At 59.0% G+C, this 26418-nt stretch carries 29 protein-coding genes and 1 pseudogene; 15 read left to right on the forward strand and 15 right to left on the reverse strand.

Going from position 1 to position 26418, the window contains the following annotated elements; translation table 11 throughout:
* Positions 1-66 precede the first annotated feature (66 nt).
* From AB4N44_RS24955 to AB4N44_RS24975, 5 genes are all read right to left on the reverse strand, one after another.
* Positions 67-516 carry a Spy/CpxP family protein refolding chaperone gene (locus AB4N44_RS24955; RefSeq protein WP_175555034.1) on the reverse strand — a complete coding sequence of 150 codons (450 nt, stop codon included), beginning with the start codon at positions 514-516 and terminating at the stop codon, positions 67-69.
* Positions 517-641: 125 nt separating this feature from the next.
* Positions 642-1319 (reverse strand): response regulator transcription factor, encoded by a 678-nt coding sequence (locus AB4N44_RS24960; protein ID WP_150749267.1) that lies wholly within the window; start codon positions 1317-1319, stop codon positions 642-644.
* Positions 1320-1326: 7 nt separating this feature from the next.
* Positions 1327-1737, reverse strand: a complete 411-nt coding sequence (locus AB4N44_RS24965) for a translation initiation factor 2 (RefSeq protein WP_127926279.1) — start codon at positions 1735-1737, stop codon at positions 1327-1329.
* Between the two features lie 122 nt (positions 1738-1859).
* Entirely contained in the window at positions 1860-2159 is a 300-nt protein-coding gene (locus AB4N44_RS24970) for a YciI family protein (protein WP_007919677.1), read from the reverse strand.
* Between the two features lies 1 nt (position 2160).
* Positions 2161-2757, reverse strand: a complete 597-nt coding sequence (locus AB4N44_RS24975) for a septation protein A (protein WP_127926280.1) — start codon at positions 2755-2757, stop codon at positions 2161-2163.
* Between the two features lie 87 nt (positions 2758-2844).
* Between AB4N44_RS24975 and AB4N44_RS24980 the strand changes: the two genes are divergently transcribed.
* The 6 genes and pseudogenes from AB4N44_RS24980 (at position 2845) to rluB (ending at position 7880) form a co-directional block, all read left to right on the forward strand.
* Entirely contained in the window at positions 2845-3708 is an 864-nt protein-coding gene (locus tag AB4N44_RS24980; protein WP_460111565.1) for a PHP domain-containing protein, read from the forward strand.
* 13 nt (positions 3709-3721) lie between these two features.
* On the forward strand, positions 3722-4351 hold the full coding sequence (locus tag AB4N44_RS24985; RefSeq protein ID WP_038363745.1) for an L-threonylcarbamoyladenylate synthase: 630 nt from the start codon (positions 3722-3724) through the stop codon (positions 4349-4351).
* A gap of 123 nt (positions 4352-4474) precedes the next feature.
* Positions 4475-5173 carry a segregation and condensation protein A gene (locus AB4N44_RS24990; protein ID WP_460111682.1) on the forward strand — a complete coding sequence of 233 codons (699 nt, stop codon included), beginning with the start codon at positions 4475-4477 and terminating at the stop codon, positions 5171-5173.
* 11 nt (positions 5174-5184) lie between these two features.
* Positions 5185-6180 (forward strand): SMC-Scp complex subunit ScpB, encoded by a 996-nt coding sequence (gene scpB / locus AB4N44_RS24995; RefSeq protein WP_316917835.1) that lies wholly within the window; start codon positions 5185-5187, stop codon positions 6178-6180.
* 143 nt (positions 6181-6323) lie between these two features.
* Positions 6324-6515 (forward strand): DUF1289 domain-containing protein, encoded by a 192-nt coding sequence (locus tag AB4N44_RS25000; RefSeq protein ID WP_127926283.1) that lies wholly within the window; start codon positions 6324-6326, stop codon positions 6513-6515.
* Positions 6516-6658: 143 nt separating this feature from the next.
* Positions 6659-7880 (forward strand): annotated as a pseudogene (rluB, locus tag AB4N44_RS25005) (23S rRNA pseudouridine(2605) synthase RluB).
* A gap of 189 nt (positions 7881-8069) precedes the next feature.
* On the opposite strand, the gene AB4N44_RS25010 reads toward rluB, so the two are convergent.
* On the reverse strand, positions 8070-9035 hold the full coding sequence (locus AB4N44_RS25010) for a M29 family metallopeptidase (RefSeq protein ID WP_460111564.1): 966 nt from the start codon (positions 9033-9035) through the stop codon (positions 8070-8072).
* A 70-nt stretch (positions 9036-9105) separates the two neighbouring features.
* The gene (locus AB4N44_RS25015; protein WP_003222780.1) at positions 9106-9243 is read right to left on the reverse strand and encodes a hypothetical protein; all 138 of its coding nucleotides are present in this window, start codon (positions 9241-9243) and stop codon (positions 9106-9108) included.
* 892 nt (positions 9244-10135) lie between these two features.
* Here AB4N44_RS25015 and AB4N44_RS25020 point away from each other — a divergent pair.
* On the forward strand, positions 10136-11554 hold the full coding sequence (locus AB4N44_RS25020; RefSeq protein ID WP_460111562.1) for an amino acid permease: 1419 nt from the start codon (positions 10136-10138) through the stop codon (positions 11552-11554).
* 74 nt (positions 11555-11628) lie between these two features.
* Here the strand turns inward: AB4N44_RS25020 and AB4N44_RS25025 are convergent, their stop codons facing one another.
* Positions 11629-12978 (reverse strand): serine hydroxymethyltransferase, encoded by a 1350-nt coding sequence (locus AB4N44_RS25025; RefSeq protein WP_150749263.1) that lies wholly within the window; start codon positions 12976-12978, stop codon positions 11629-11631.
* 564 nt (positions 12979-13542) lie between these two features.
* On the opposite strand from AB4N44_RS25025, the gene AB4N44_RS25030 reads away from it, so the two are divergent.
* Entirely contained in the window at positions 13543-14148 is a 606-nt protein-coding gene (locus AB4N44_RS25030) for a helix-turn-helix transcriptional regulator (protein WP_127930367.1), read from the forward strand.
* Positions 14132-15010, forward strand: coding sequence for a queuosine precursor transporter (locus AB4N44_RS25035; protein WP_122608336.1), 879 nt, complete (start codon positions 14132-14134; stop codon positions 15008-15010). Before AB4N44_RS25030 ends, AB4N44_RS25035 begins: the two co-directional genes overlap by 17 nt.
* A 57-nt stretch (positions 15011-15067) precedes the next feature.
* Here the strand turns inward: AB4N44_RS25035 and queC are convergent, their stop codons facing one another.
* Entirely contained in the window at positions 15068-15766 is a 699-nt protein-coding gene (gene queC, locus AB4N44_RS25040) for a 7-cyano-7-deazaguanine synthase QueC (RefSeq protein WP_160038769.1), read from the reverse strand.
* A 157-nt stretch (positions 15767-15923) separates the two neighbouring features.
* Here queC and arfB point away from each other — a divergent pair, with 157 nt between their 5' ends.
* Positions 15924-16337: an alternative ribosome rescue aminoacyl-tRNA hydrolase ArfB gene (arfB, locus tag AB4N44_RS25045; RefSeq protein ID WP_007920134.1), complete on the forward strand. Its 414-nt coding sequence runs from the start codon at positions 15924-15926 to the stop codon at positions 16335-16337.
* Here the strand turns inward: arfB and AB4N44_RS25050 are convergent.
* From AB4N44_RS25050 to phhA, 6 genes are all read right to left on the reverse strand, one after another.
* On the reverse strand, positions 16334-17521 hold the full coding sequence (locus AB4N44_RS25050) for an MFS transporter (RefSeq protein WP_174245103.1): 1188 nt from the start codon (positions 17519-17521) through the stop codon (positions 16334-16336). The two genes, arfB and AB4N44_RS25050, sit on opposite strands and share 4 nt — an antisense overlap.
* Before the next feature lie 114 nt (positions 17522-17635).
* Positions 17636-17818 carry a hypothetical protein gene (locus AB4N44_RS25055; protein ID WP_127926289.1) on the reverse strand — a complete coding sequence of 61 codons (183 nt, stop codon included), beginning with the start codon at positions 17816-17818 and terminating at the stop codon, positions 17636-17638.
* 71 nt (positions 17819-17889) lie between these two features.
* On the reverse strand, positions 17890-18021 hold the full coding sequence (locus AB4N44_RS25060) for a hypothetical protein (RefSeq protein WP_008088845.1): 132 nt from the start codon (positions 18019-18021) through the stop codon (positions 17890-17892).
* A gap of 265 nt (positions 18022-18286) precedes the next feature.
* A complete protein-coding gene (locus AB4N44_RS25065; RefSeq protein WP_127926291.1) occupies positions 18287-19480 on the reverse strand; it encodes an amino acid aminotransferase in 1194 nt (397 codons plus the stop codon).
* Positions 19480-19836, reverse strand: a complete 357-nt coding sequence (locus tag AB4N44_RS25070; protein ID WP_003222798.1) for a 4a-hydroxytetrahydrobiopterin dehydratase — start codon at positions 19834-19836, stop codon at positions 19480-19482. The genes AB4N44_RS25065 and AB4N44_RS25070 overlap by 1 nt, the downstream gene beginning before the upstream one ends.
* A gap of 116 nt (positions 19837-19952) precedes the next feature.
* Complete coding sequence (phhA, locus tag AB4N44_RS25075) at positions 19953-20744, reverse strand: phenylalanine 4-monooxygenase (protein WP_007920123.1); 792 nt, start codon at positions 20742-20744, stop codon at positions 19953-19955.
* 373 nt (positions 20745-21117) lie between these two features.
* Here phhA and AB4N44_RS25080 point away from each other — a divergent pair, with 373 nt between their 5' ends.
* The 5 genes from AB4N44_RS25080 (at position 21118) to AB4N44_RS25100 (ending at position 26418) form a co-directional block, all read left to right on the forward strand.
* Positions 21118-22683 carry a sigma-54-dependent transcriptional regulator gene (locus AB4N44_RS25080; RefSeq protein WP_127926292.1) on the forward strand — a complete coding sequence of 522 codons (1566 nt, stop codon included), beginning with the start codon at positions 21118-21120 and terminating at the stop codon, positions 22681-22683.
* A gap of 299 nt (positions 22684-22982) precedes the next feature.
* A complete protein-coding gene (locus AB4N44_RS25085; protein WP_064119567.1) occupies positions 22983-23723 on the forward strand; it encodes a flagellar basal body rod protein FlgF in 741 nt (246 codons plus the stop codon).
* A 45-nt stretch (positions 23724-23768) separates the two neighbouring features.
* A complete protein-coding gene (gene flgG, locus AB4N44_RS25090; RefSeq protein WP_007920118.1) occupies positions 23769-24554 on the forward strand; it encodes a flagellar basal-body rod protein FlgG in 786 nt (261 codons plus the stop codon).
* A gap of 52 nt (positions 24555-24606) precedes the next feature.
* On the forward strand, positions 24607-25302 hold the full coding sequence (gene flgH / locus AB4N44_RS25095; RefSeq protein WP_007920116.1) for a flagellar basal body L-ring protein FlgH: 696 nt from the start codon (positions 24607-24609) through the stop codon (positions 25300-25302).
* Between the two features lie 27 nt (positions 25303-25329).
* Entirely contained in the window at positions 25330-26418 is a 1089-nt protein-coding gene (locus tag AB4N44_RS25100; protein WP_064119566.1) for a flagellar basal body P-ring protein FlgI, read from the forward strand.

The raw sequence follows: 26418 nt of genomic DNA on the forward strand, positions 1-26418 counted from the left end.
ACTCCTACATTGGATCGGTGGAAAAAGACCCGACGGTGTTTAGCCGTCGGGTCCGGGGTCAGAACATTATTGCGCTTTTTGCGCCTGTTGCGCTTTCCACGCCTTGAACTCGGCCCATTCGGCGCGCCGCTCGGCCTGTTTCTTCTGGGTCTCGTCGAATTTCTTCTGTTGATCCGGTTTCAGCACGGCGCGGACATCGGTCTCGGCTTTCTTGTGGTTGGCCGCCATCTCGTCCTTCATGGCTTTCTGGTCAGCCGGCGAGAGTTTTTCCAGGTACTTGTCGACCACTTGCTTACGCTCGTGCATCTGCTCGCCCATGATCTTGCGGATCTGCTCGCGCTGTTCGCGGGACAGGTCGAGTTGGCTGTACGGGCCTTTGCCGTGCATGCCGTGCATCTGACCGCCGTGGCGTGGGCCGTCAAGCGGGCCACCCATCGGGCCGCCGTCTTGCGGCATGGCCATGGCGACGGTTGGCAGAGCGGCAGCGAACATCAGAGCGATAAGAGTCTTGCGCATGGTGAATCTCCTTGTCTCGTTCCCGGTACGTTCCGGATGAGTACAGATTACGGAGATCAAGGTCAGCGGCGGTCAGCGCTGCGTAAAGCTTCGGTAAAGACGCTCAAGCGCTGACCTGACAAAACCTACAGGCTATAGAAGTAACCGCGGCTGCGCAGAGCGACGATGCGTGGGCGGCCGTCGGGGTGCGGACCGATCTTCTTGCGCAGATTGCTGACGTGCATGTCGAGGCTGCGGTCGTACAGGGTCAGCTTGCGGCCGAGGGCGAGTTGCGCCAGTTCCTGTTTGTCCAGTGGTTCGCCAGGCTGCTTGAGCAGCGCTTCGAGCAGACGGCTTTCGGACACGGTAAGGGTCAGTTCTTTTTCGTCGATGCTGACCACACCACGCACCGGGCTGAAACTCAGGTCGCCCAGTTCGAGTTGCGTCGACACGGCCGCAGGATGACTGCGGCGCAACACCGCACGCAGGCGCGCAGTCAGTTCGCGCGGATCACAAGGTTTGGCCAGGTAATCGTCGGCGCCCAGTTCCAGGCCGAGGATACGGTCCAGCGGCTCACCACGGGCCGAGAGCATCAGCACCGGCAGGTCGGCGTGATCGTGGCGCAATTGCTTGAGCAGCTCCAGACCACTGCCGTCGGGCAGCATCACGTCCAGCACCACCGCCGCCGGGGCCGTTTCAGCCAAGGCCTTGCGGGCGCTCTGGCCATCGTGGCAGGCACGCACCTGGAAGCCTTCCTGGCTCAGCCAGCTACTCAGGAGTTCGCACAACTCCTGGTCATCATCAATCAGTAACAGCTCGCTCATGACTCACTCAATTTAGCCATTGCCGACGTTTTCGGCTTGCTCCACTGGCAAAGATACCGCAGAGCAGCGCCAATAGCGCTACTCCGCCTCCCGTAACGAACCACTGCTGCTGGTCGGTCAGCAGGCGCGGCAAGGGACTTGCCTGGGCTTCCTTGAGTTGCAGCTTGAGACGCTGGTTCTCCTGGCGCAACCGGGCAAGCTGGGCGCTCTCGCGGGTATTGTCGGCATTTTGCAGTTGTTTGCTCAGTTCTTCCCGCTGCTGCTCGCTGGCCTTGAGGCGCTGCTGCAACTCGGTGATCTGGCTGCCGGCGCTTAACGACAATGGCGTGGAGCTGCCGCCTTCGGTGGATTCCTCACCATGGGCGGGCGCCATGATCGACAACGTGACCAACATCAGACACAACGGACCCTTGCGCATCGCAACACCTGCTTCCAAATGGATATTGGGCAGGTTGTCGGCAGGCAAACGAGAATAATGAGCGATTGAGAACGCGATGAACCGACAAGGTTCATCGCGTGGGAGAGACTTGCGCAGGAAAGTTACGGCAGGACTTGCTTGAATGGCTTGACGACCACGTTGGCGTAGACGCCAGCGGCGATGTACGGGTCGGCGTCAGCCCACGCTTGCGCGGCGCTCAGGGAGTCGAATTCGGCAACGATCAGGCTGCCGGTGAAACCCGCTGCGCCCGGATCATTACTGTCGACGGCCGGGTGCGGGCCGGCCAGTACGATGCGGCCTTCGCCCTTGAGCGCTTGCAGGCGTTCCAGATGCGCAGGGCGCGCGGCCAGGCGTGCTTCCAGCGAGTTGGCGACGTCGGTGGCAATGATGGCGTAGAGCATGTCAGTCCTCGGTTTTTGGAGTTGTGGTATCGGCATCGTGCAGATGGCGGGACAGGTAAATGCCCTGTGCGACCAGGAACACCAGGGTCATGCCCAGGCTGCCGAACACCTTGAAGTCCACCCAGTAGCTTTGGAAGGTGAAGGCGACGAACAGGTTGGCAGCGCCGCAGAACAGGAAAAAGGCGATCCAGGCGATGTTCAGGCGGGTCCAGACCGGATCCGGCAGGGTCAGCGCGTGGCCCATGATACGTTTGATCAACAGGCGATCGCCGATGAAGTGGCTGCCGATGAAGGCCACGGCAAACAGCCAGTTGACCACCGGCGCTTTCCACTTCAGGAAGGTTTCGCTGTGGAAGGCCAGTGTCAGGCTGCCGAACACCAGGCAGGCGATCAGGGTCAGCCATTGGCTCTTTTCCAGCTTGCGCTGTTTGATGAACAACGCGCCGTACACCACCAGGGAACTGATGATCAGCATCGCCGTGGCGCTGTAAATACCGCCTACAGTCACTTCATGGCCAGCGATGTCGACGACCCGTGGATCAAGTTTGTAAACGATGAAGAACAGCAGAAGCGGGATGAAATCGATGAATTGTTTCACAGTGAGAGCCAGAAGCTGGATGTGGCGGCATAATAACAAACATATGGGCGCGCGATAGCGCCAGCTGATTTGAGGTTACAACTCCCCGTGAATATTGATTTGCACTGCCATAGCACGGCCTCCGATGGCGCCCTGGCGCCTGCGGTTCTGGTTACGCGTGCGTTCGAGAACGGCGTGCGAGTCCTGGCGTTGACCGACCACGACACCCTCGAAGGCCTCGCCGAAGCGCGCACGGCGGCCAACGAATTGGGCATGCAACTGGTCAACGGCGTCGAGTTGTCCTGCACCTGGGGCGGCGCGACCATTCATGTGTTGGGCTACGGTTTCGACGTCAATGCGGCACCGTTGGTCGAGAACATCGCCAAATTGCACGATGGCCGCTGGCTGCGGTCGGAAGAAATAAGCCGCAAGCTCGCCCTTAAAGGCATGCCCGGTGCGCTCGACGGCGCGCGGAAAATCCAGCAGGAACTGGGCGACAGCGGCAACGCGCCGGCCCGTCCGCATTTCGCCGACTGGATGGTGCGTGAAGGTTTTGTAAAGGATCGCGCCGAGGCATTCCGCAAGTGGCTCGGTGCCGGCAAGCTGGGCGACGTCAAGTTGCACTGGCCGACGCTGGAAGACACCGTCGGTACACTGCGAGCCGCCGGAGCCTGGGTCAGCCTGGCGCATCCGTGGCACTACGATTTCACCCGCAGCAAGCGCCGAAAGCTGATTGCCGACTATATTCAAGCAGGCGGGCATGCAATCGAGGTGGTCAATGGCCACCAGCCCGCGGAACAGGTGGGCAGCCTGGCAATCCTTGCCCGTGAGTTCGGTCTGCTGGTCAGCGCCGGCAGTGACTTCCATGGCCCTGGCGGCTGGTCCGAGATCGGCCAGTACCGGCCGGTTCCCGAGGACCTTCCACCCCTGTGGTGTCGGTTCAAACATGACACAGATATTGCCGCCGTCTGAACAGGTAGAGAATGTGAGTCAATTTTTCCAGATTCATCCGGAAAACCCGCAAGCGCGCCTGATAAAACAGGCAGTCGAGATCATCCGCAAGGGCGGGGTGGTGGTTTATCCCACGGACTCTTCCTACGCGATCGGTTGCCAAATCGGCGATAAAACCGCGATCGAGCGCGTGCGTCGCCTGCGTCAGCTCGATGAAAAGCACAACTTTGCGCTGATCTGCAGCGACCTGTCGCAACTGGGCAACTACGCCAAGATCGACACCGGCACCTTCCGCATTCTCAAGGCGCACCTGCCGGGGCCGTACACCTTCATTCTCAACGCCACCCGCGAAGTGCCGCGCCTGTTGCTGCATCCGAAGAAGCGCACCATTGGCCTCCGAGTGCCGAGCCATCCGATCGCGCTGGCGCTGCTGGCCGAACTCGGCGAGCCGCTGATGAGCGTGACCCTGATCATGCCCGGCGATGAAGACCCGCTGAGCGATCCGTACGAAATGCGCCAGTTGCTCGAACATCAGGTGGACTTGATCGTCGACGGCGGCTTCGGCGGCATCAAGGCCTCCACGGTGATCGACCTGACCGGTGACGACCCGGAAGTGGTTCGCGTCGGTTGCGGCGATCCGACGCCGTTCATGGTCGAGGCCTGAATGTCCGCAGTGGAAACCGTTGCCGATCCCCAGGCCGGCGCTCAGCAAGAGCTGCCGTTTGCCATGGTCTATGGCCAGGCGGTCATGGAAATGCCGCTCGACCTGTACATCCCGCCGGATGCGCTGGAAGTCTTTCTCGAAGCCTTTGAAGGGCCGCTCGACCTGCTGCTGTACCTGATCCGCAAACAGAACATCAACATCCTCGACATCCCGGTGGCGGAAATCACCCGCCAGTACATGGGCTATGTCGAGTTGATGCAGTCGGTGCGCCTGGAACTCGCCGCCGAGTATCTGGTGATGGCCGCGATGCTCGCCGAGATCAAGTCGCGCATGCTCCTGCCGCGCGCTGAAACCGTCGAAGACGAAGAGGACGACCCACGCGCCGAACTGATCCGCCGCTTGCAGGAATACGAGCGCTTCAAGGCGGCCGCCGAAGGTATCGACGGCTTGAGCCGGGTCGGTCGTGACGTGATCGTGCCCAGGCTCGACGCCCCGGAAGCCCGCGCGCGCAAGCTGTTGCCGGATGTCGCGCTGGAAGAGATTTTGATGTGCATGGCCGAAGTGCTGCGCCGTGGCGATATGTTTGAAAGCCACCAGGTCAGCCGCGAGGCACTGTCGACCCGTGAGCGCATGAGTGATGTGCTGGAACGGCTCAAGGGCGGCGGATTTGTGCCGTTCGTCGAACTGTTCACCGCCGAAGAGGGCAAGCTGGGTGTGGTAGTGACCTTTATGGCGATCCTTGAACTGGTCAAGGAATCCTTGGTCGAGCTGGTGCAGAATGAGCCGTTCGCCGCGATCCACGTGCGAGCCCGAGCCGAATAACGAGTCGAAACATGAACCTGACTGAACCCCGCGAGCTGGCATCCCTGCTTGAAGCCTTTCTGTTGGCCTCGGGAAAGCCGCAATCCCTTGAGCGCCTCTTTGAACTGTTTGAAGAGGGCGAACGCCCCGAGCCTGCAGTTTTCAAGAAAGCCCTGACCCTGCTCGGCAAGTCCTGCGAGGGCCGTGCTTTCGAACTCAAGGAAGTCTCGTCGGGCTATCGCTTGCAGATCCGCGAGAAGTTTTCGCCGTGGGTTGGCCGCTTGTGGGAAGAGCGCCCGCAGCGTTATTCCCGTGCGCTGTTGGAAACCATCGCGCTGATCGCCTATCGCCAGCCGATCACCCGTGGCGAGATCGAAGACGTGCGTGGCGTGGCGGTAAACAGCAACATCGTCAAAACCTTGCTGGAACGTGAGTGGATCCGCGTCGTCGGCTACCGCGATGTGCCGGGCAAACCGGCGATGTTTGCCACCACCAAGATGTTTCTCGATCACTTCAACCTGAAGAACCTCGAAGACCTGCCGCCGCTCGCCGAACTGCGCGAGATGGAAACTGACCCGGTGCTTGATTTCGACGACGCCCCGGTGCCGCAGGGCTTGCAGGAACTGGCCGACGCCAGCGCCGAGCCGGAGGAGGAGAAGGAAGAGACCAGTTTCCATACGCTGCTCCTGGAACTGGACAGCATGGAAGAGGGGATCAAGACCGACTTCGACGATTTGCTGCGGGATGCGGTGGATGGTGAGGCACCGACGGTTGATGCAGAAACCGAGACTGAGCCTGAGCCACAGATCGCCGAGCCCACCATCGAAGTTGAACTTGAAGCCGAGCCAGAAGCCGAACCGGAAGAGGACATTCTTGGCGTCGCCGAAGCCCGCGAAAAGCTGTTGGCTGTCGTCGCCGCCCTCGAACAACCGGCGCCAGAACCCGAACCGGAGCTGAGCGAAGAAGAAGCCGAGGCCCGCGCCCTGGCCGAAGCCATCGAAGCCGAACGCCGCGAATTCGAAGACTGATCCGCCCTCAAAACCACCGCGATCCCCTGTAGGAGTGAGCCTGCTCGCGATTGCGGTGTATCTGCCAAGATGATGTCGACTGACACACCGCAATCGCGAGCAGGCTCACTCCTACAGGGGATTTGTGTGTTTCTGGAGTAGGTATGAGTTCGACAAAAGACCCGTGCATCAGCCTCTGCAAATTCAGCGACGACATCTGCCTCGGCTGCGGCCGCAGCAAGCGCGAAATCAAAGCCTGGAAGAAACTCGACAAGGACGACAAGCGCACCGTACTCGCCGAAGCCGCGCTGCGCCTGATCAAACTGGGCAGCGCCGGTCGGCGGAAAAAGAAATAACTGTCGATCGATCAGCTAGTCTCTGATGCGCGACGGCGCACATCCGCGTATGATTCGCGACCCTTCGCCGATCCCTTCGGCTGAGTACCCAGATTTCAATGCTTCAGGCGCCGCCTGAACAGACCACACCGGGAGGTGCCCAGATGAGCGACATCATTCAGAAAGACGACCAGGAAATCGGCCCAGCAGGCGAAAAACTGCAGAAAGTCCTCGCCCGTATCGGCGTCGGCTCGCGCCGTGACGTGGAATCCTGGATCAGCCAGGGCCGGATCAAGGTCAATGGCAAAGACGCCACCCTCGGTCTGCGCGTCGACATGCACGACGCCATCACCATTGATGGCAAGGTCATCAAGCGCGAAGAGGCGGCCGAATCGGTACGCCGCGTGATCATGTACAACAAGCCCGATGGCGAGATCTCGCACCCGTGACGACCCGGAAGGCCGTCCGACCGTGTTCGACAAGCTGCCGCGTCCGAAAGAAGGTCGCTGGATCAACATCGGTCGTCTCGACATCAACACCACCGGTTTGCTGATGTTCACTACCGACGGTGAACTGGCCAACCGCCTGATGCATCCGTCTTACGAGATGGACCGTGAGTACGCCGTGCGTGTACGCGGTGAAGTCGACGACGAAATGATCGAGCGCCTGAAGGCTGGCGTGGTGCTGGAAGATGGCCCGGCCAAATTCACCGACATCAAGCAGGCCCCGGGTGGCGAAGGTTTCAACCACTGGTATCACTGCGTGGTGATGGAAGGTCGTAACCGTGAGGTTCGTCGTCTGTGGGAATCCCAAGGTCTGGTGGTCAGCCGTCTGAAACGCGTGCGTTTCGGCCCGGTGTTCCTCAACTCCGACCTGCCGATGGGCCGCTGGCGCGAAATGAGCCAGTACGAAGTCGACATCCTCAGTGCTGAAGTCGGCCTGACGCCGGTTGCGATGCCGCAGCTGAACGCCAAGAGCAAAGACAAGCTTGAGCGCATGCAGCGCAAATCGTCGCGGCCGATGGGCAAGACCGAGCGCGTCCGCACGCTGCGTCCAGCCGCTGGCGCGCCGACCGGCCCACGCCCAAGCCGTGAGCCGCAGATCGAAGGCGAACGTCCAGGTCGCAAGCCAGTCGCCCGTGACGGCGAGCGCGCTCCGCGTCCGGCCAACGGTCGCACTGAGCGTGGCGAACGTGGTGCACCTGCCGGTCGTGGTACGCCAGTGGCGGATCGTCCAGCGGACACCACCAACAAGCGTCCGGCCAAGCCTGCGCCGAAGCGTCCGGGGATCAAGCTGGTTGATGGCGACAAGCCGTCGGGCAAACGTCGTGGTGCACCGGCAGGTTCCGGTCAGCGTCCGGGGTTTGGTCGCAAGAAACCTGAGTGATCGGGTTTAGCGCCGAATGAAAAAACGCCAACCGCAGGGTTGGCGTTTTTTTTTGTCTGGCGCACACCGATCGTTCCAACGCTCTGCGTGGGAATGCCTCAACGGACGCTCCGCGTTCGGCTCTAGAGGGACGCGGAGCGTCCCGGGCTGCATTCCCACGCGGAGCGTGGGAATGATCAGGTGCCGGCCCTAAAACACAAACCGGCCATCAAACACCGGCTTGTCATCCAGCGCCAACACCCCGCCAGAAAAGATCAGGTCCAGGTGATGACTGCCCTTGGCGCCACCACCCAACCCAAGGTGCAAGCCACAATGCCGCTCCTCAAACCCGGCATTGCGCGCATACAGATCCTTCACGCCTTCGTTGGTGCCAATCCCCAGCTCTTCAATCCGCCGGTTCGAAGGATTGGCGTTCAGGTATTTGTTGAAGTCATGCTCCAGCCCCGGCACGTCCGTGGCGATGCGGCTGATGGTCGAGTTCTCGATCCACAGTTCCAGCGGTGATTCCAGCACGCCGTATTTGCGTGCAAACGGAATGGTGCTGAGGAACGTGCCCTTGAATTTCACATGGCCGTTGATGGCTTCGCTGTGAGTCGCGATTTCCCCGGGGGCCAGGTCGAAGTTGCCGACGCCGTTGATGTCGGTCCATTTCTTGATGCTGCTCAGCGGCGTTTCAAACCATGAGCCGTCGTCGTCCTTGAAGCTCAGCGTGGTCGCCTGGGACATGCGCTGGATCAGGTGACTGTTGAGCCCGGCAATCCGCTGCGGGGTGACGCTGAAGGTGTCGTAGAAATACTCGCCGTAGTCCTTGAACAGCAGCGACTTCTTCCAGTTTTCCGCCATCACGCCTTGCAGCGCGCGGACAAACTCTGGGCCGTCGGGGCGCGGGTTGGGCAGGGTGGAAGAGTCGTAGAAGAAAATGTACAGATCGCTGTCGGTGATTGCCGAGGTCAGCGTTGCGGTGCTTTCCAGGTCCAGGCGTCGGGCGCTGAACTGGAAACGAGGATGATCGCCAGCCTGTTCGGCGATGGCGCCGGTCAGCGCTTCGTAATCAGCCGTGTGGCCGAGCAGTACCTTCGCCGAGTCGAGGCCGGCAAGGGCAGGGTGGTGTTCGAGGTAGTAAAGGAAATGCGAGATCGCGCGGGGCTTATCCATGAGTCCTCCCTGACTGACCGTGAAGAAAGCGGCAGGCACGACCGGCCGGATCGTGCCTGCCCGGGATGTCTTACAGAGGCCACATCGCCGTGCCGAACGGAACTACCGCGTCGGCTTGCATCATTTCTACAGCCGCCTCGTGGGTCGGTGCTTCAAACCATTCGTCCAGTTGCAGTTCGGTATCCAAGTCTTTTTCCAGTGCTTGCATGGTCGATCTCCTAGATGACTTTCACGGTTGTGACTGGCCGGTCGAGGTGGCCGGCGAGACGTGAAGAACCTAGTTCAGGGACTTTTGTAATGCAAAAAATTATTTATTTAATTTTTAAATAGACTTTTTATTCTGTTTTTCGGCGGCAGTTTTCTTATTTGAAAACAAAAAACTAAACGGCACGTTTCATTAGCAAGCTAGCTACCGTCAATTTGCAGACGTCTGACAGATATTTCTGAAATGGAAACTCTGCGTTACGCGTCGTAAAGAAATGTTTACAAAAAAGCCGATAAAACCGAGTGAATCCAGACTTCCATGCGCGCTGTAAGGAAAAGCTGCCGAAGCCTGATTGGCCGGGCGTTGCGCAAGGCTCTGGCGCGCTTGTTTCAGCGGCGTTGGCAGGGTGAGATGCGCCCCATGCCTGTCGTGCAGGTGCATAACAAGAAGGAGGCGCAATGAACGCCGCGACTGATCTCCACCTCTCTCCGTGGGACGGTTTTTTCCTCGTCCACGCCGATGGCCTGCAAAGGCCTGACTCAATTTTTGCAGCCGCCCGAGCGTCTCGAGGCGGACACACGCAATCCCGGCAACCGACACGCTGATCCAGCGGGGTCTGGCAGCAGGGGGTTAGCGGTGTACAATGCGCCGCGTTTTAACTGTGACCCTCTGCGTAATCGCGCAATCTCAAGGCTACCCGCCTTGTTCACTCCGTGGCGCCACAAGCGTTTCGGGTTCGATTTCGTCACAGATAAAAACAAACAGGTGACGCATGACCGTTGTAAACAAGCTGAACTCCTGGTGCCTGCGCTGGGGTTTGATCGGGGCTGCCTGAAATCGCAACCTTGCAGCAACGTCTACTGAACACCATCAAACCTTGCGTGAGACCTTTTTCATGAGTGGACAACCCTCGCAATCAGGCGAGCTGAAACGCGGCCTGAAAAATCGCCACATTCAACTGATCGCCCTCGGTGGCGCGATCGGTACCGGATTGTTCCTCGGCTCGGCCGGGGTGCTGAAATCCGCCGGCCCGTCGATGATCCTCGGCTACGCCATCTGCGGCTTCATCGCCTTCATGATCATGCGCCAGCTCGGCGAGATGATTGTCGAAGAGCCGGTGGCCGGTTCCTTCAGCCATTTCGCGCACAAGTACTGGGGCGGCTTTGCCGGCTTCCTGTCGGGCTGGAACTGCTGGATTCTGTACATTCTGGTGGGCATGTCGGAGCTGACCGCGGTCGGCAAATACATCCACTACTGGGCGCCGGACATCCCGACCTGGGTCTCTGCGGCAGCCTTCTTCGTGCTGATCAACGCGATCAACCTGGCCAACGTCAAAGTCTTCGGTGAGGCCGAATTCTGGTTCGCGATCATCAAGGTCGTGGCGATCGTCGGCATGATTGCGCTGGGCAGCTACCTGCTGGTCAGCGGCAACGGCGGCCCGCAGGCCTCGGTGAGCAACCTGTGGTCGCACGGTGGTTTCTTCCCCAATGGCGTCAGCGGTCTGGTGATGGCCATGGCGATCATCATGTTCTCCTTCGGCGGTCTGGAAATGCTCGGTTTCACCGCTGCTGAAGCTGACAAGCCGAAAACCGTGATCCCGAAAGCGATCAACCAGGTGATCTACCGGATCCTGATTTTCTACATTGGTGCGCTGGTGATCCTGCTGTCGCTGACCCCGTGGGACAGCTTGCTGGAAACCCTCAACGCCTCCGGCGATTCGTACAGCGGCAGCCCGTTTGTGCAAGTGTTCTCGATGCTTGGCAGCAACACCGCCGCGCACATCCTCAATTTCGTGGTCCTGACCGCCGCGTTGTCGGTGTACAACAGTGGCACCTACTGCAACAGCCGCATGCTGCTGGGCATGGCCGAGCAGGGCGATGCGCCGAAAGGTTTGGCGAAGATCGACAAGCGTGGTGTACCGGTGCGTTCGATTCTGGCTTCGGCGGCGGTGACGCTGGTCGCTGTGTTGCTCAACTATCTGATCCCGCAGCACGCGCTGGAACTGTTGATGTCGCTGGTGGTTGCAACGCTGGTGATCAACTGGGCGATGATCAGCTTCTCGCACTTCAAGTTCCGCCAGCACATGAACAAGACGAAGCAGACGCCGCTGTTCAAGGCGCTGTGGTATCCGTACGGCAACTACATCTGCCTGGCGTTCGTCGCGTTCATCCTTGGCGTGATGCTGTTGATTCCGGGCATTCAGATCTCGGTGTACGCGATTCCGGTGTGGGTCGTGTTCATGTGGGTCTGCTATGTGATCAAGAACAAGCGCGGTGCGCAGCAGGCCGTGCATGCGGCAGGTGCTGCCAAGTAAGCGCTGACGCAGAAACAAGAAAACCGGCCTGAGTGCCGGTTTTTTTGTATGCGCAAATGCTGTGAGTCGAGGTGCTATACGTAGTCGGCGACCGGATAATCCCTGCACAAGGTTTCGACCTCTGAGCGAAACTGCGCAAGGAGCAGGGGTTCCAGCGTGTAATCCTGTTCGCCGAGCGGCGCCACAGTATTCAGAATCCGGCCGATCAAATTGACGATCTGGCGGCTGCCGTGGACATCGACCCGGCGTTGCGCCAAGGCACCCGTGCCGATGCGCAGCCCGCTGGTAACAAGTGCCGAGCGGGGGTCGCCGGGTACGCGATGTTTGCTGACGATGATCCCGCAATGCCCCAGCGCCGCCTCCGCGATGGCGCCCGTAATGCCGCCACGCAAGCGAACCAGTACCGTATGGTTTTCACTGCAGCCGCCGACCACTTCATAGTCCAGTGCCTGAAACGCCTTGGCCATTTCATCCGCCGTACTGCGGATCTGCGCCATGCAGGCATCGAATTCGGCAGACATTGCGTAGCCCAGCGCCGCAGCCTTTGCCGCGATCATATTGGCGGCAGGCGTGCCCTGCATTCGCGGGTAAGCGGCTTGATCGAGGAGGCGGCTGAAGGTGGTCCGCAAGCCGGGAATCTTGGTGTTCGCGTCACGCCCGCTGAGGATCACGCCACCCCGAGGTCCGGCGAGTTGTTTGTGCGTGCAAGTCACGGTGACGTGTGCGGCGTCGATCGGGCTTGGGTGCCTCCCGGTGGCGACAAGCCCGGCGATATGCGAAATGTCGGCGAGCAGGATGGCACCGGCTTCATCGGCAATTTCACGAAACCTTTTGAAGTCCACCACTCGCGAATAGGCGGTTGCGCCGCAGAGGATGACGCGGGGGCGATGGGCGAGCGCCAGCAGGCGTACCTTGTCGTAATCGATGAGGCCGTCGGATGTTGTGCCGTACTGGATCGCCTTGTAGTAGGCGCCGGAAAACGCAGCGAGGCTGCCATGCGTCAGATGACCACCGTGTTCCACTGCCATGCCCAGCAAGGTATCGCCCGGCTCCAGCAAGGCTGTCAGCACCTGGTAAACGGCGTTCGACGCCGAGTGCGGCTGGACGTTGGCGTATTGGGCCGCGAACAGTTCCCGCGCCCTGCGGATGGCCAGCGACTCGACCCGTTCGACGTTCTCGCATCCTGCGCTGTGAGGCTTGCCGGACATGCCTTCAGCTGTCACGTTGACCAGCACTGAAGCGCATGCCACCAAGGTTCGTGGTTGCACTGCGCAGGAAGATGATATCAACGAAAGCGTGTGCTGTTGACGCGTGACTTCAGCATCGAGAATGGCCGCCAGTTCGGCATCTTCTGCGCGAAGATCCGCCAGGCCACGTCGCAACAAGTCAGCCTGATTCTTGAGCGGTTCAGTAGTGAATGCCATTGCTTGATTCCTTCCCTGTTTACTGTGCGCTGCGAACAGCAGCGCGCCTTCCCTGGTTTTGCGTGATGCGAACATCCTGCTTGCCGAATCTGTACAGGCGAATCCATGTTCTGCCGCGGTGCGTGCAAAACCAAACCCTGTACAGGCCTCCCGTTTTTTGTTGTTTCACTCTCTAAAATGAGAAGCCGGCTCGACGCATCATAGATTTTTCAGTGAGGAACGCCACAGAATTAATCAAAAAAATGAACATTGTTCAAAGAAAATGATTCTTTTTGTAGGCGCTGCGGGTGTAAAACAGGCATTGCTCAGTGCCGACTTTCAGGCGCCGGGTGAAAGGCAACAGAACGGACGGATCAGTCCAGAGGCTGAAATGATCCTGCAGGTGGGCGGGGTACAGCCTGTGAAAGCTGACTTTTTATACCGAATCCAGGGAGGGAGGGTGCTATGATTTCGCGCGGCACTGACAGGGATAAAACTGCAATTTCCTACCTCACTTGTGTATGTCCGGAATGATCATTCGGGACGTGACATTGATTGCAGTTCAAAATGGATGATAAGCATGTGATGCATAGAAGAGAAAGATCGGAGAATCTGAAGAACAATATCAAGTACCTGATCAAGAGTCGCGGGGAGACGCAGCTGTCCTTGTGTCACTCCAGTGGTTTGACCCGAACGACCATCTACAACATCCTTGAAGGCAAGGTGGTTAATGTCCAGCAGTCCACTGTTCGCAAGATTTCCGATTTCTTCGGGGTGTCTTACGAAGAAATAGAGACGCTTGATTTTGAAGAAAAGGAAATCATCGAAAGCAGTATTTCGCCACAGGGCAACATGAATCCAGCCGCTGTGCCTGTCATCAAGGAAAGCATGCTGCTGCAAAGTCTGGATAAAAGAATTGGTGAGTTGGCCACGATTTATCCGCTGACTTACTATTTTGGCGCGTCTTTCAACCTGATTGGCGTACTTCTGGAAAACGAAATCAGTGGCATGAATGAGCCCGGCGATCTGTTGATCGTGCAGAAAGGAGCGTCGAGCAGCGACAGGGAAAAACTGGTGTATGACAAAATCACAGCGAAGTTATCTATAAGCCATGAAGGCAGCTTTGACACGGATCGTGTATGCGTGATCGGAGATGTAATCGAGGAACGATTTAATGGATTGCAGTGTTGAAATGGAAAACAGCAAGTACAAGTTGCTGGGATTCGAGAATGGAAAAAGCCTGGCCGTCATCATGGTCATCGCGACAGGCAAAATAATTAAAATAAAGCTAAGTGAAGTGTTGAATAGTGAGATTATGGATAATCTGAACAAGATCGAAGTGAAAAACCTCTACAAGAAGTTTTACTCGCAAGGTGGAGCACTCACCGCTTACGAAATAAATGACCGGCATGAGAGTTCCTGGATGATCTACATCATCCTGAACCTGATGCTGTTCACGCTTTACATTTTCACCAGTATTGCTGCGACAAAACCGATCTACCTCGAGTATTTCGATATTGTCGTAACGCCGGGTACCTTCCTCTATCCGCTGACGTTTCTGATCGTCGACTTGCTCAACGAAACGTTTGGCCTGAGGCTCGCGCGAAAAGCGATCCTGTTCGCATTCATCAGTAATGCCGCGATTATCATTCTGCTGGCCATCACTACCCATCTTCCGGGACTGCCGGGCTGGAAACTCGATGGGGCTTACAATGATGTTATCAGTCAGTTGTCCGCAGTCCTGGTAGCGTCTTCTATATCCTTTCTGGTTTCCGAGAACATAAATTCATATCTGTTGTGCAAGATCAAGGAACTCACGAATTCCAGATTCCTGTTTTTGCGAGTGTTTTTAAGCACGCTGTTTGCCGTGATCATCGACAGTTTTCTTTTCTGCTACATTGCTTTCTACGGGACGATGGAAAATAGCGCGATACTGGGCATGATCTACGTTCAGATCGCAATCAAAGTGGGTTTCGCATTCTTTAATATTTTGCCTGCGTACGGGGCAAGGTCTTTGTTCAAGAAATATCTGACGGGTGCGCAGACGCAGTAAGAGAGGAGGGCGCTCACTGTTGGCGGCATGCTGGAGTGAGCGCTTCTTGTCGCGGTTTTACTTTAAGCCGAGTTTCTCTTTCAAGCTTTGAGTGACCTGCAATTTATTGTTCAGGAACTCATTCAAGCCTTTTGCACGAAGATGGCAGGCATCGCAATCGGAACATCCAACGCCTTTGATGCCGTTGTAGCAAGTCAAAGTTTCTTCGCGAACCAATTCCAGTTGATTGTGGTAATCAGCCAAGGCCCAGGTCTCTGCCTTGTTCAGCCACATCAATGGCGTATCCAGTTTCAGCTTATAGTCCATGCCTGATTCAAGGGCTTTATTCAGAGCCTTGACGAACTCATCCCGGCAATCGGGGTAGCCTGAGAAGTCGGTTTCACAAACACCGGTAATGACCGTTTTAGCCTGGACTTGATAGGCATAGATAGAGGCCAGGGTCAGAAACAGAATGTTACGCCCCGGGACGAAGGTGCTTGGCAGGCTCTCGCCGGAGCTGTTAACGGTCGGGACCGGAATGTTGTCGCGCGTCAGACTGCTGATGGCTAGCTCGTTGAGCAAGGACACATCCAGCGTTTTATGCACGGTCACGCCGAGTTTTTTGGAAAGTTGCTGCGCAACTTCAATTTCCGCGTGGTGACGCTGACCATAATCAAAGGTAATGCAGTGGACTTCATCGTAGTGGGTCAGTGCATGGATCAGGCAAGTCGTAGAGTCCTGGCCACCACTAAACACGATAACTGCCTTGTTGCTCATAAGTCTGCTTCCTGCATTAAACGGGTAGTTTTAAAGGTCGCAATGGTAACTCGAAATGACGCTCGATATAAGTGCGCCGGAAGTTGCGCCTGCAGGCCACAGGTCGCTTTGCGGCTAATCGCGGTATCCTGTGCGCTCTGATTAAGGGCGTTTTTCCATGCTGGTGATTTCCAACAACGTGCATCTGCCGGATGCCGAGATCGAACTGACGGCCATTCGCGCACAAGGCGCCGGTGGGCAGAACGTCAACAAGGTCTCCAGCGCCATGCACCTGCGCTTCGACATTCCAGCCTCGTCGTTGCCCGAGTTCTACAAGGAGCGGCTGCTGGCGCTGCGCGACAGTCGCATCACCAGCGATGGCGTGTTGATCATCAAGGCCCAGCAATACCGCACGCAGGAAGCCAATCGCGCCGATGCGCTGGAGCGTCTGGTCGAGCTGATTCTCAGCGCCACCAAAGTCGAAAAGAAACGCCGTCCGACCAAGCCGACCCTCGGCTCAAAGAAGCGTCGGCTCGAATCGAAAACCAAGCGCGGTAGCATCAAGGCCGGGCGCGGCAAGGTGGATTTCTAGTCTTCGCGGTACTTGGCGGTGTGCTTGTACAGATACACGCTCAGCGCCAATCCACTTAGCGAGGCGAGGGCGGCGAACAGGAAGATCGAGGCGAAACCGAAACCTGCCGCAATCGCCCCGGCCAGTGGCCCGGTGATACCCAGCGACAAATCAATGAACAGCGAATAGGCGCCAACCGCTGCGCCACGGCTGGACGCCGGCACCAGATTCACCGCTTCCACACCCAGCGCCGGAAATACCAGCGAGAAACCAAACCCGCTCAACGCCGCGCCGGCCAACGCCCAATGCGCGTCCGGCGCGAGCCACAACAGCAGCAGGCCAAGGGTTTCCACCGACAGACAGGCAATCGCCACGCGAAAGCCGCCGAGACGGTTGATCAGGTTGCCGAACAGCAGGCGCGCGCCGATGAAGCTGGCCCCGAACAGGCTCAGGCACAACACCGCGTTGTCCCAATGCTGGGTGGCGTAATACAGGGTGATGAAGGTGGCGATGGTGCCAAAACCGATCGAGCCCAGCGCCAGACCGCAACCGTGGGGAAACACTTTGCCGAGCACATGCATGAACGGCAGGCGTTCGCCGGCGACAATCGGTGCCGGGGTTTTTGGCCAGGCGAGCAGAAGGCCGAGCGCGGCCAACAGAATGATGCTGACGCCCATGCTCCACAAACCCAACTGGGCGACCAGCCACACGCCGAACGGCGCGCCGACCGCCAGTGCGCCATAACTGGCGATGCCGTTCCAGGAAATCACCTTGGCGGTGTTTGCCGCGCCAACGCGGCCAATGCCCCAGCCAATCGAGCCGGAGCCCACGAGGCTTTCCGCGCTGCCCAATACCAGTCGACCGATCAGCAGACTGATCAAACTAAGCATCGGCAGGTTTGGTGTCCACGCCGAAATCAGCATGAACACACCGCTCAAGCCGCACCCGGCGAGGCCAATCATCACCGCGCGCTTGCTGCCCTGGTTGTCGATGATCTTGCCGGCATACGGGCGACTGAGCAGGGTGGCGAGGTATTGCACGCTGATCACCAGGCCAGCGATCACTGCGCCAAAGCCCAGATCGCTGTGGACGTAACCCGGCAATACCGCGAGCGGAATACCGATGTTCAGATAACCGATAAAGGTGAAGAGGACGATGGAGACGACTTGCAGCGTGACCGCCAGGGGACGCTGGGGTTCTGGCATAGAGGACGACATGGGTAACGATCCACGGGAACGGCAGATTAGATAGGCTGCTTATGATACCGGCGTGGAAGACTCTGGGGCGGGAAAAGTAAAACTATTTGCCGGCTGGCGGCTTCAAGGCTTGTCCGGGGCGACCATCTGCGTGGTAACCAGGGCGGCGAGGGCGTTTTCTTCAGTGCCGAAACGGGCGAGCAGGGCGGCCTGTTTCTCGGGCGAGAGGCGATTCCAGATCTCGATCATTTTCTCGGTCGCACCGATCAGTACGGCGGCTTGGCTTTCAGAGAATTCGTCGGTCATGGCAGGCTCGGGGTTCAGGCAGTGTGGAAAGCGCATGTTAGCGCTTTCCACACGGTCTGTACGACGGGGTCTTACTCTTCGTTGTCGGCCGGGCGGCTCTCAACGGCTTCTTTCGGCTCGGGCTGTTGGGCGCCGGCTTGCTGCGTGGTCGTCTGCTCAGGTACGTGCAGGCTTGGGAAGGGGAGATTAGGAATCTCGTGCATGGTTGCGCTCCTCGCTAAGTCTGTTGATAGATCTGGTAGATCCGCGCTTTTGGAAAGCCTGCGCAGGATACAGCAGGAAAAATGACAATCAGACTTTTAATTCAAATTAATGCGACAGATGGCCGCAGGGGAGCAAAGTCGGCGGGTTGATCGTTCCAACGCTCTGCGTGGGAATGCCTCAATGGACGCTCTGCGTCCGCTGTTGGGACGCGGAGCGTCCCGGGCTGCATTCCCACGCGCAGCGTGGGAACGAGCATGGGAGGGATTACTTGCAGACGCTGGCGATGGCGTCGGCCAGCAGCGCGAGGCGCGTAGCGTCGATACCGGCAACGTTCGCCCGGCCTGAGCTGACCATGTACACGCTGTGATGCTCGCGCAGTTGTTTCACTTGCTCCGGCGACAGGCCGGTGTAAGAGAACATCCCGCGTTGCACGCCAATGTGCGCAAAGCGCTCGCGCAAGCCGTGTGGCTCCAGCGCTTCGACCAGACCGCTGCGCAGTTGCGCAATACGCAGACGCATGGCTTCCACTTCATCGGCCCAGCGCGTTTTCAGCTCTGGGTCGGCGAGGATCGTTGCGACCACCGCCGCACCGTGATCCGGCGGCGTCGACCACAGGTTACGGGCGATATTGGCCAGTTGGCTGCGGATGTCGATGAGCTTGTCGGCGCTTTTCGCGCAGACGATCAGCGCACCGGTTCGATCGCGGTACAGACCGAAGTTCTTCGAGCAGGAACTGGTAATCAGCAGCTCAGGCACCTCGGCCGCGAACAGTCGGGTCGACCACGCATCCTGTTCCAGACCGTCGCCAAAACCCTGGTAGGCAAAATCGATCAGCGGCAGCAGATTGCGCTTGCGCACCACTTCGAGCACGCGCTGCCAGTCGTCATGGCTCAAGTCAAAACCGGTCGGGTTGTGGCAGCACGCGTGCAGCAACACAACATCACCGTTCGGCACTTCATTGAGCACGGCAAGCATGGCTTCGACGTCGAGGCGGTTGTCACTGCCCACGTACGGGTAGTGACTGACCTTGACCCCGGCCGCGGCGAAAATGGTTTCGTGGATCGGCCAGGTCGGGTTGCTCAGCCACACGCCTTTGCCCGGCAGGCACTGAGCGATGAAGTCGGCAGCCAGACGCAGGGCGCCGGTGCCGCCCGGGGTCTGAGTCGCGCCGGCACGTTGTTCGGCGATCAGCTTCGAGTCGGCGCCGAGCACCAGTTCATTGATGACTTTGCCGAACAGCGGGTTGCCGTGGCCACCGATGTAGGTCTTGGTGTCCTGGCTTTCGACCAATCGTGCTTCAGCAATTTTCACCGCTTCCGGGATCGGCGTCAGGCCCTGGGCGTCCTTGTAGACGCCAACGCCCAGGTCGAATTTGCGCGGGTTAGTGTCCTGCGCATACGCCTCCATCAAGCCGAGGATCGGGTCGCCGGGTACCCGGCCGATGGCGTCGAAGTGCATTACTTGCGTCCTTCTGCAGTCTTGGCCACTTCGTCAGTGCGCGCGGCCATGATGAAGTCGTTGCGGTGCAGGCCTTTGATCGAGTGGCTCCACCAGGTCACGGTGACTTTGCCCCACTCGGTCAGCAGGCCCGGGTGGTGACCTTCGGCTTCGGAGATTTCACCGACAGCGTTGGTGAAGGCCAGCGCGTGTTTGAAGTTCTTGAACAGGAAGACCTTTTCCAACTGCATGATGCTGTCGCGTACTTCGATGTTCCAGTCAGGGATCTGCTTGATCAGGATCGGCAGTTCTTCGTCGCTGACTTGTGGCGCATCGGCGCGGCAGGCTTCGCAGTGGGCTTGGTTCAAAGTGGACATGGCGTATTCCTGAAATCGAGTGTGTTTTTTTATAAAGGCTTCTGAGTCGTCAATGCCGTCACGCTAAACCAAAGTGGCGGCGACTGACAGGCTCAATTGTCAGCAAAAGTCGCGGTTCACGCGGCTTTGGGTTTCGGCGGAAATTTCGGTGCGTGCAGACCCAGCTGCATGCCTTGGCGAACCATGGCCATGATGTCTTCATGAGCCACGTCGAATAGACGCTTGAGGTTCGGCAGAACAAAGTACAGCGGTTGCAGGATGTCGATGCGATACGGCGTGCGCATGGCTTCGAGCGGATCGAAGGCTTGATGCTCAGGCTCGTCCGACAGCGAGTAAACGGTTTCTTTCGGTGAGGACAGAATGCCGCCGCCGTAGATGCGCTTGCCTTGCGGGGTGTCGACCAGGCCGAACTCGATGGTCATCCAGTACAGACGCGCCAGGTACACGCGTTCTTCCTTGGTCGCCTGCAAGCCGAGCTTGCCGTAGGTGTGGGTGAATTCGGCGAAATACGGGTTGGTCAGCAGCGGGCAGTGACCAAAGATCTCGTGGAAAATGTCCGGCTCTTGCAGGTAGTCCAGCTCTTCGCGGGTACGAATAAACGTAGCGACCGGAAATTGCTTGCTGGCCAGCAGTTCGAAAAAGGTCTGAAAGGGAATCAGCGCCGGAACACGAGCAACCTGCCAACCGGTGGTCTCGCCGAGCACCTTGTTGATCTCGCCGAGTTGCGGAATGCGGTCGTGGGGCAGACCGAGTTTTTCGATACCGTCCAGGTACTCCTGGCAGGCACGCCCTTCGATCACTTTCAATTGGCGAGTGATCAGCGTGTTCCACACCGCGTGTTCTTCGGCGGGGTAGTCGATAAAACCTTGCGCATCGGGCTCGCGGGCCACGTATTGCGTCTGCTTCATACTGCTCTCCTGCTAGGGGAATTCGTTCTTGTTATGTCCAGCGATGGATTCAGAATTACCTGAGAGCGGGTTGATGTGCAGCAGGTTGAATGGCTTGCGCGTAGGAAATTTCTCTTTAATTCGTAAAGTTATCGTTACGGATTGACCGCCGTCGCGCATTTTCGGTGATTTTCAGGTTTGAAAAGCCTGATGGCTGTCACATAATCTTGACAACTATCTGCGTGCCACCACAGAAAAGTCTGGCGCGGTCCCCTGTAGGAGTGAGCCTGCTCGCGATAGCGGTGTATCAGTCAGCATCAATATCAACTGACCCAAAGCCATCGCGAGCAGGCTCACTCCTACAGGTTTCTCATCGTTTATTCGGGCGATTTATATGCGCATCAAAGTCCACTGCCAGAACCGCATCGGCATCCTGCGCGACATCCTCAACCTGCTGGTCGCCTACGGGATCAACGTGGCGCGCGGTGAGGTCGGTGGCGAGCATGGCAATGCGATCTACCTGCACTGTCCGAACCTGATCAATATTCAGTTTCAAGCGCTGCGCCCGAAGTTCGAGGCGATCGCCGGGGTGTTCGGCGTCAAGCGGGTAGGGCTGATGCCCAGCGAGCGGCGGCACATGGAGTTGAACGCCTTGCTCGGCGCGCTGGAGTTTCCGGTGCTGTCGATCGACATGGGCGGCTCGATCGTCGCGGCCAACCGCGCGGCGGCGCAGTTGCTCGGTGTGCGCGTTGATGAGGTGCCGGGGATTCCGCTGTCGCGCTATGCCGAAGATTTCGACTTGCCGGAACTGGTGCGCGCGAATAAATCGCGAATCAACGGCATGCGGGTCAAGGTCAAGGGCGACATCTTTCTGGCCGACATCGCGCCGCTGCAATCGGAGCATGACGACAGCGAAGCCATGGCCGGCGCGGTGCTGACCTTGCATCGCGCCGACCGCGTTGGCGAGCGCATCTATAACGTGCGCAAGCAGGAACTGCGTGGTTTCGACAGCATCTTCCAGAGTTCAAAAGTCATGGCCGCCGTCGTGCGTGAAGCGCGGCGTATGGCCCCGCTCGATGCGCCGCTATTGATTGAAGGCGAAACCGGCACCGGTAAGGAGTTGCTGGCGCGTGCCTGCCACCTCGCCAGTCCGCGTGGGCAGTCGCCGCTGATGGCGCTCAACTGCGCCGGCCTGCCCGAGTCGATGGCCGAGACCGAGCTGTTCGGCTACGGCCCCGGCGCCTTTGAAGGTGCGCGGGCTGAAGGCAAGCTCGGGCTGCTGGAGTTGACGGCGGGCGGTACGCTGTTTCTTGATGGCGTCGGTGAGATGAGCCCGCGCTTGCAGGTGAAACTGCTGCGCTTTCTGCAGGACGGTTGCTTCCGCCGGGTCGGTAGTGATGAAGAGGTTTATCTGGATGTGCGGGTGATCTGCGCCACCCAGGTGGACCTGTCCGAGCTGTGCGCGCGCGGCGAGTTTCGCCAGGATTTGTATCACCGCTTGAATGTACTGTCCTTGCACATCCCGCCGCTGCGCGAATGCCTCGACGGCTTGACCCCGCTGGTCGAGCACTTCCTTGATCAGGCCAGTCGGCAGATCGGCTGTTCGCTGCCGAAACTGGCGCCGGCGGCGATGGATCGACTCAGTCATTACCACTGGCCGGGCAACGTGCGGCAACTGGAGAACGTGCTGTTCCAGGCGGTTTCGCTGTGCGAGGGCGGCACGGTGAAGGCCGAGCATATTCGTCTGCCGGATTACGGCGTGCGTCAGCCGCTTGGCGATTTCTCGCTGGAGGGTGGGCTGGACGAGATTGTCGGGCGCTTCGAGAAAGCGGTGCTGGAGCGGTTGTATTCCGAGCATCCGAGCAGTCGGCAGTTGGGTAAGCGTTTGGGGGTTTCGCATACCACCATTGCCAACAAGCTGCGTGAATACGAAGTCGGCAAAGAGTCGGGCAGCACGTGATCGTTCCCACGCTCTGCGTGGGAACGCAGCCCGGGACGCTCCGCGTCCCAAAGCGGACGCAGAGCGTCCATTGAGGCATTCCCACGCGGAGCGTGGGAACGATCATTCGAGGGATTGCCGCCAAGCGGCATAACACCGCCGGTTTTTCGACTTCGATACATTTCACATTTCCCCTCGCCATCCCTCAAGTCCTTTGTTTACCGGGCCTTTGTGCGCCAGAAAAAAGTTGGTCTGCAAATTGCTTATGGCTCAGCAGTACAGCGGTGGGCGGCAAACGTCCGGCATGCAGAGGAAAGAGTGTGGACAAGTACCTTTATGTGGCAATGACCGGCGCCAGCCAGAACGCGCTGGCGCAAAAGGCGCATGCCAACAACCTGGCGAACATCTCCACCAACGGTTTTCAGCGCGACCTGGAGCAGGCGCGTTCGATGCCGGTGTTCGGTGACAGCTTTCCGGCGCGTGCGTTTGCCATGAGCGAACGGCCCGCCACCGACTTCACGCCAGGCTCGCTGGTGCAGACCGGTCGTGACCTCGACGTCGCCGTCACCGGCAACGGTTTTATCGCCGTGCAGAACCCGAACGGCGGCGAAAGCTACGTGCGCACCGGCAGCCTCAACGTTGACGCCCTCGGCGTGCTGCGTGCCGGCAACGGTATGCCGGTCATGGGCAATGGCGGTCCGATCGCCGTGCCGCCCGAGCAGCAGATCGAAGTCGGCGAAGACGGCACCATCAGTATTCGTGCGATGGGCGAAGGCCCGCGTGTCATGGCGGAAGTCGACCGGATCAAACTGGTCAACCCGGACATCAAGAACATGAACAAGGGCCTCGACGGCTCGATCTACACCAAGGACGGCCAGCCTGCGCCGGCCGATGCCAACGTCAAACTGGTGTCGGGTTTCCTGGAGTCGAGCAACGTCAACGCCGTTGAAGAGATGACCTCGGTGCTGGCCTTGGCCAAGCAGTTCGAGTTGCACGTCAAAATGATGAACACCGCCAAAGACGACGACCAGGCCATGGCTCGGGTCTTGCAGATCAGCTAATTATCAGAACGTCGCGCCGAAAAACAGGCGCACGAGGAGAATCGAATGCTTCCGGCTCTATGGGTTGCCAAAACCGGTCTGTCCGCCCAGGACACCAACCTGACCACCATTTCCAACAACCTGGCGAACGTGTCGACCACGGGTTTCAAACGTGATCGCGCCGAGTTCCAGGACTTGCTGTATCAGATCAAGCGCCAGCCAGGCGCCCAGTCGACCCAGGACAGCGAACTGCCGTCGGGTCTGCAACTGGGTACCGGTGTGCGCATCGTCGGCACCCAGAAAAACTTCACCGCCGGCAGCCTGCAAACCACCGAGCAGCCGCTGGACATGGCCATCGACGGTCGCGGTTTCTTCCAGATTCTGCAGCCGGACGGCACCACGTCCTACACCCGTGACGGTACCTTCCACCTCGACTCCAACGGCCAGATCGTCAACGCCAGCGGTTTCGCTCTGGAACCGGCCATCGTCATTCCGAACGATGCCCAGACCTTCACCGTCGGCCGTGACGGCACCGTGTCCATCACGGTTGCTGGCAACGCTGCGTCTCAGGTGATCGGCAATCTGCAAACCGCCGACTTCATCAACCCGGCCGGTCTGCAAGCCGTGGGCAACAACCTGTTCCTGGAAACTGCCGCTTCCGGCGCGCCGCAAGTCGGCACCCCGGGTCTGGCCGGTTTCGGTACGACCCTGCAGAACACCCTGGAAACCTCCAACGTCAGCACCGTTGAAGAGATGGTCAACATGATCACCACTCAGCGCGCTTACGAGATGAACTCCAAGGTGATCTCCACCGCTGACCAGATGCTCTCGTTCGTAACGCAGAATCTGTAATCAAGTCTATGAGGCGGCCATGAGGTCGCCTGCAACACCGTGAGGTAGGGTCATGAATCGCTTTGTATCTGTTCTGGCATTGAGTGGGGTCGTCTCGCTCGCGGGCTGCGTCGCCCCGACGCCCAAGCCCAATGACCCTTACTACGCCCCGGTGTTGCCGCGCACGCCGTTGCCGGCTGCCGCCAATAATGGCTCGATCTATCAGGCCGGCTTCGAGCAGAACCTGTACAGCGACCGCAAGGCTTTCCGGGTCGGTGACATCATCACCATCACCCTGAACGAGCGCACGCAGGCGAGCAAGAACGCCAACTCGCAGATGGACAAGAACAGCGATAACAGTGTCGGTCTGACTTCGTTGTTCGGCTCCAGCCTGACCACCAACAATCCGATTGGTGGCGGTGACCTGAGTCTGAACGCCGGCTATAGCGCTGACCGTTCGACCAAGGGCGACGCCAAGTCCGGGCAGAGCAACAGCCTGACCGGTTCGATCACCGTGACCGTCGCTGACGTGCTGCCCAACGGCATCATCGCCGTGCGCGGCGAGAAGTGGCTGACACTGAACACCGGTGACGAACTGGTGCGCATCGCCGGTCTGGTGCGCGCCGATGACATCGCCACGGACAACACCGTGTCGTCGACCCGGGTCGCCGATGCACGCATCACCTACTCGGGTACCGGCGCGTTTGCCGATACGAGTCAGCCAGGCTGGTTCGACCGTTTCTTCCTCAGCCCGCTGTTCCCTTTCTAGGTGGCTACGTTGAATCTGAAAAGCCTTATGGTGGCCGCGCTGTTGATGTCGGCGGCCTTCAATGCACAAGCCGAACGGTTGAAAGACATCGCCAGCATTTCCGGCGTGCGCTCCAACCAGTTGATCGGTTACGGCCTGGTGGTCGGGCTTAACGGCACCGGCGACCAGACGACGCAGACCCCGTTCACCCTGCAGACCTTCAACAACATGCTCTCGCAGTTCGGCATCAAGGTGCCGCCAGGATCGGGCAACGTGCAATTGAAGAACGTCGCGGCGGTGTCGATCAGTGCTGACTTGCCGGCGTTCGCCAAGCCAGGTCAGCAGGTCGATATCACGGTGTCTTCGATCGGTAACTCCAAGAGCCTGCGCGGCGGCACCTTGCTGCTGACCCCGCTCAAGGGTATCGACGGCAACGTCTACGCGGTCGCTCAGGGCAACCTTGTCGTCGGCGGTTTCGACGCCGAAGGCCGTGACGGATCGAAGATCACCGTCAACGTTCCGTCGGCCGGTCGCATCCCTGGCGGTGCCTCGGTGGAACGTTCGGTACCGAGTGGTTTCAACCAGGGCAACAGCCTGACGCTGAACCTCAACCGTTCCGACTTCACCACCGCCAAACGTATCGTCGACAAGATCAACGACATGCTCGGCCCTGGCGTCGCGCAAGCCATCGACGGTGGTTCGATTCGTGTCACCGCGCCACTCGATCCGAGCCAGCGCGTCGACTACCTGTCGATCCTGGAAAACCTCGAAGTCGATCCGGGTCAGGCGGTGGCGAAAGTCATCATCAACTCGCGTACCGGCACCATCGTCATCGGCCAGAACGTGAAAGTGTCGCCAGCCGCCGTGACCCACGGCAGCCTGACCGTGACCATCACCGAAGACCCGATCGTCAGCCAGCCCGGCCCGCTGTCCAATGGCCAGACCGCTGTTGTGCCGCGCTCGCGGGTAAATGCCGAGCAGGAAGCCAAACCGATGTTCAAGTTCGGCCCGGGCACCACCCTCGACGAGATCGTGCGTGCGGTGAACCAGGTCGGCGCGGCACCGGGTGACTTGATGGCCATCCTCGAAGCGCTGAAGCAGGCCGGTGCGTTGCAAGCCGACCTGATCGTGATCTGA

The organism is Pseudomonas sp. S3_C06 (assembly GCF_054667675.1).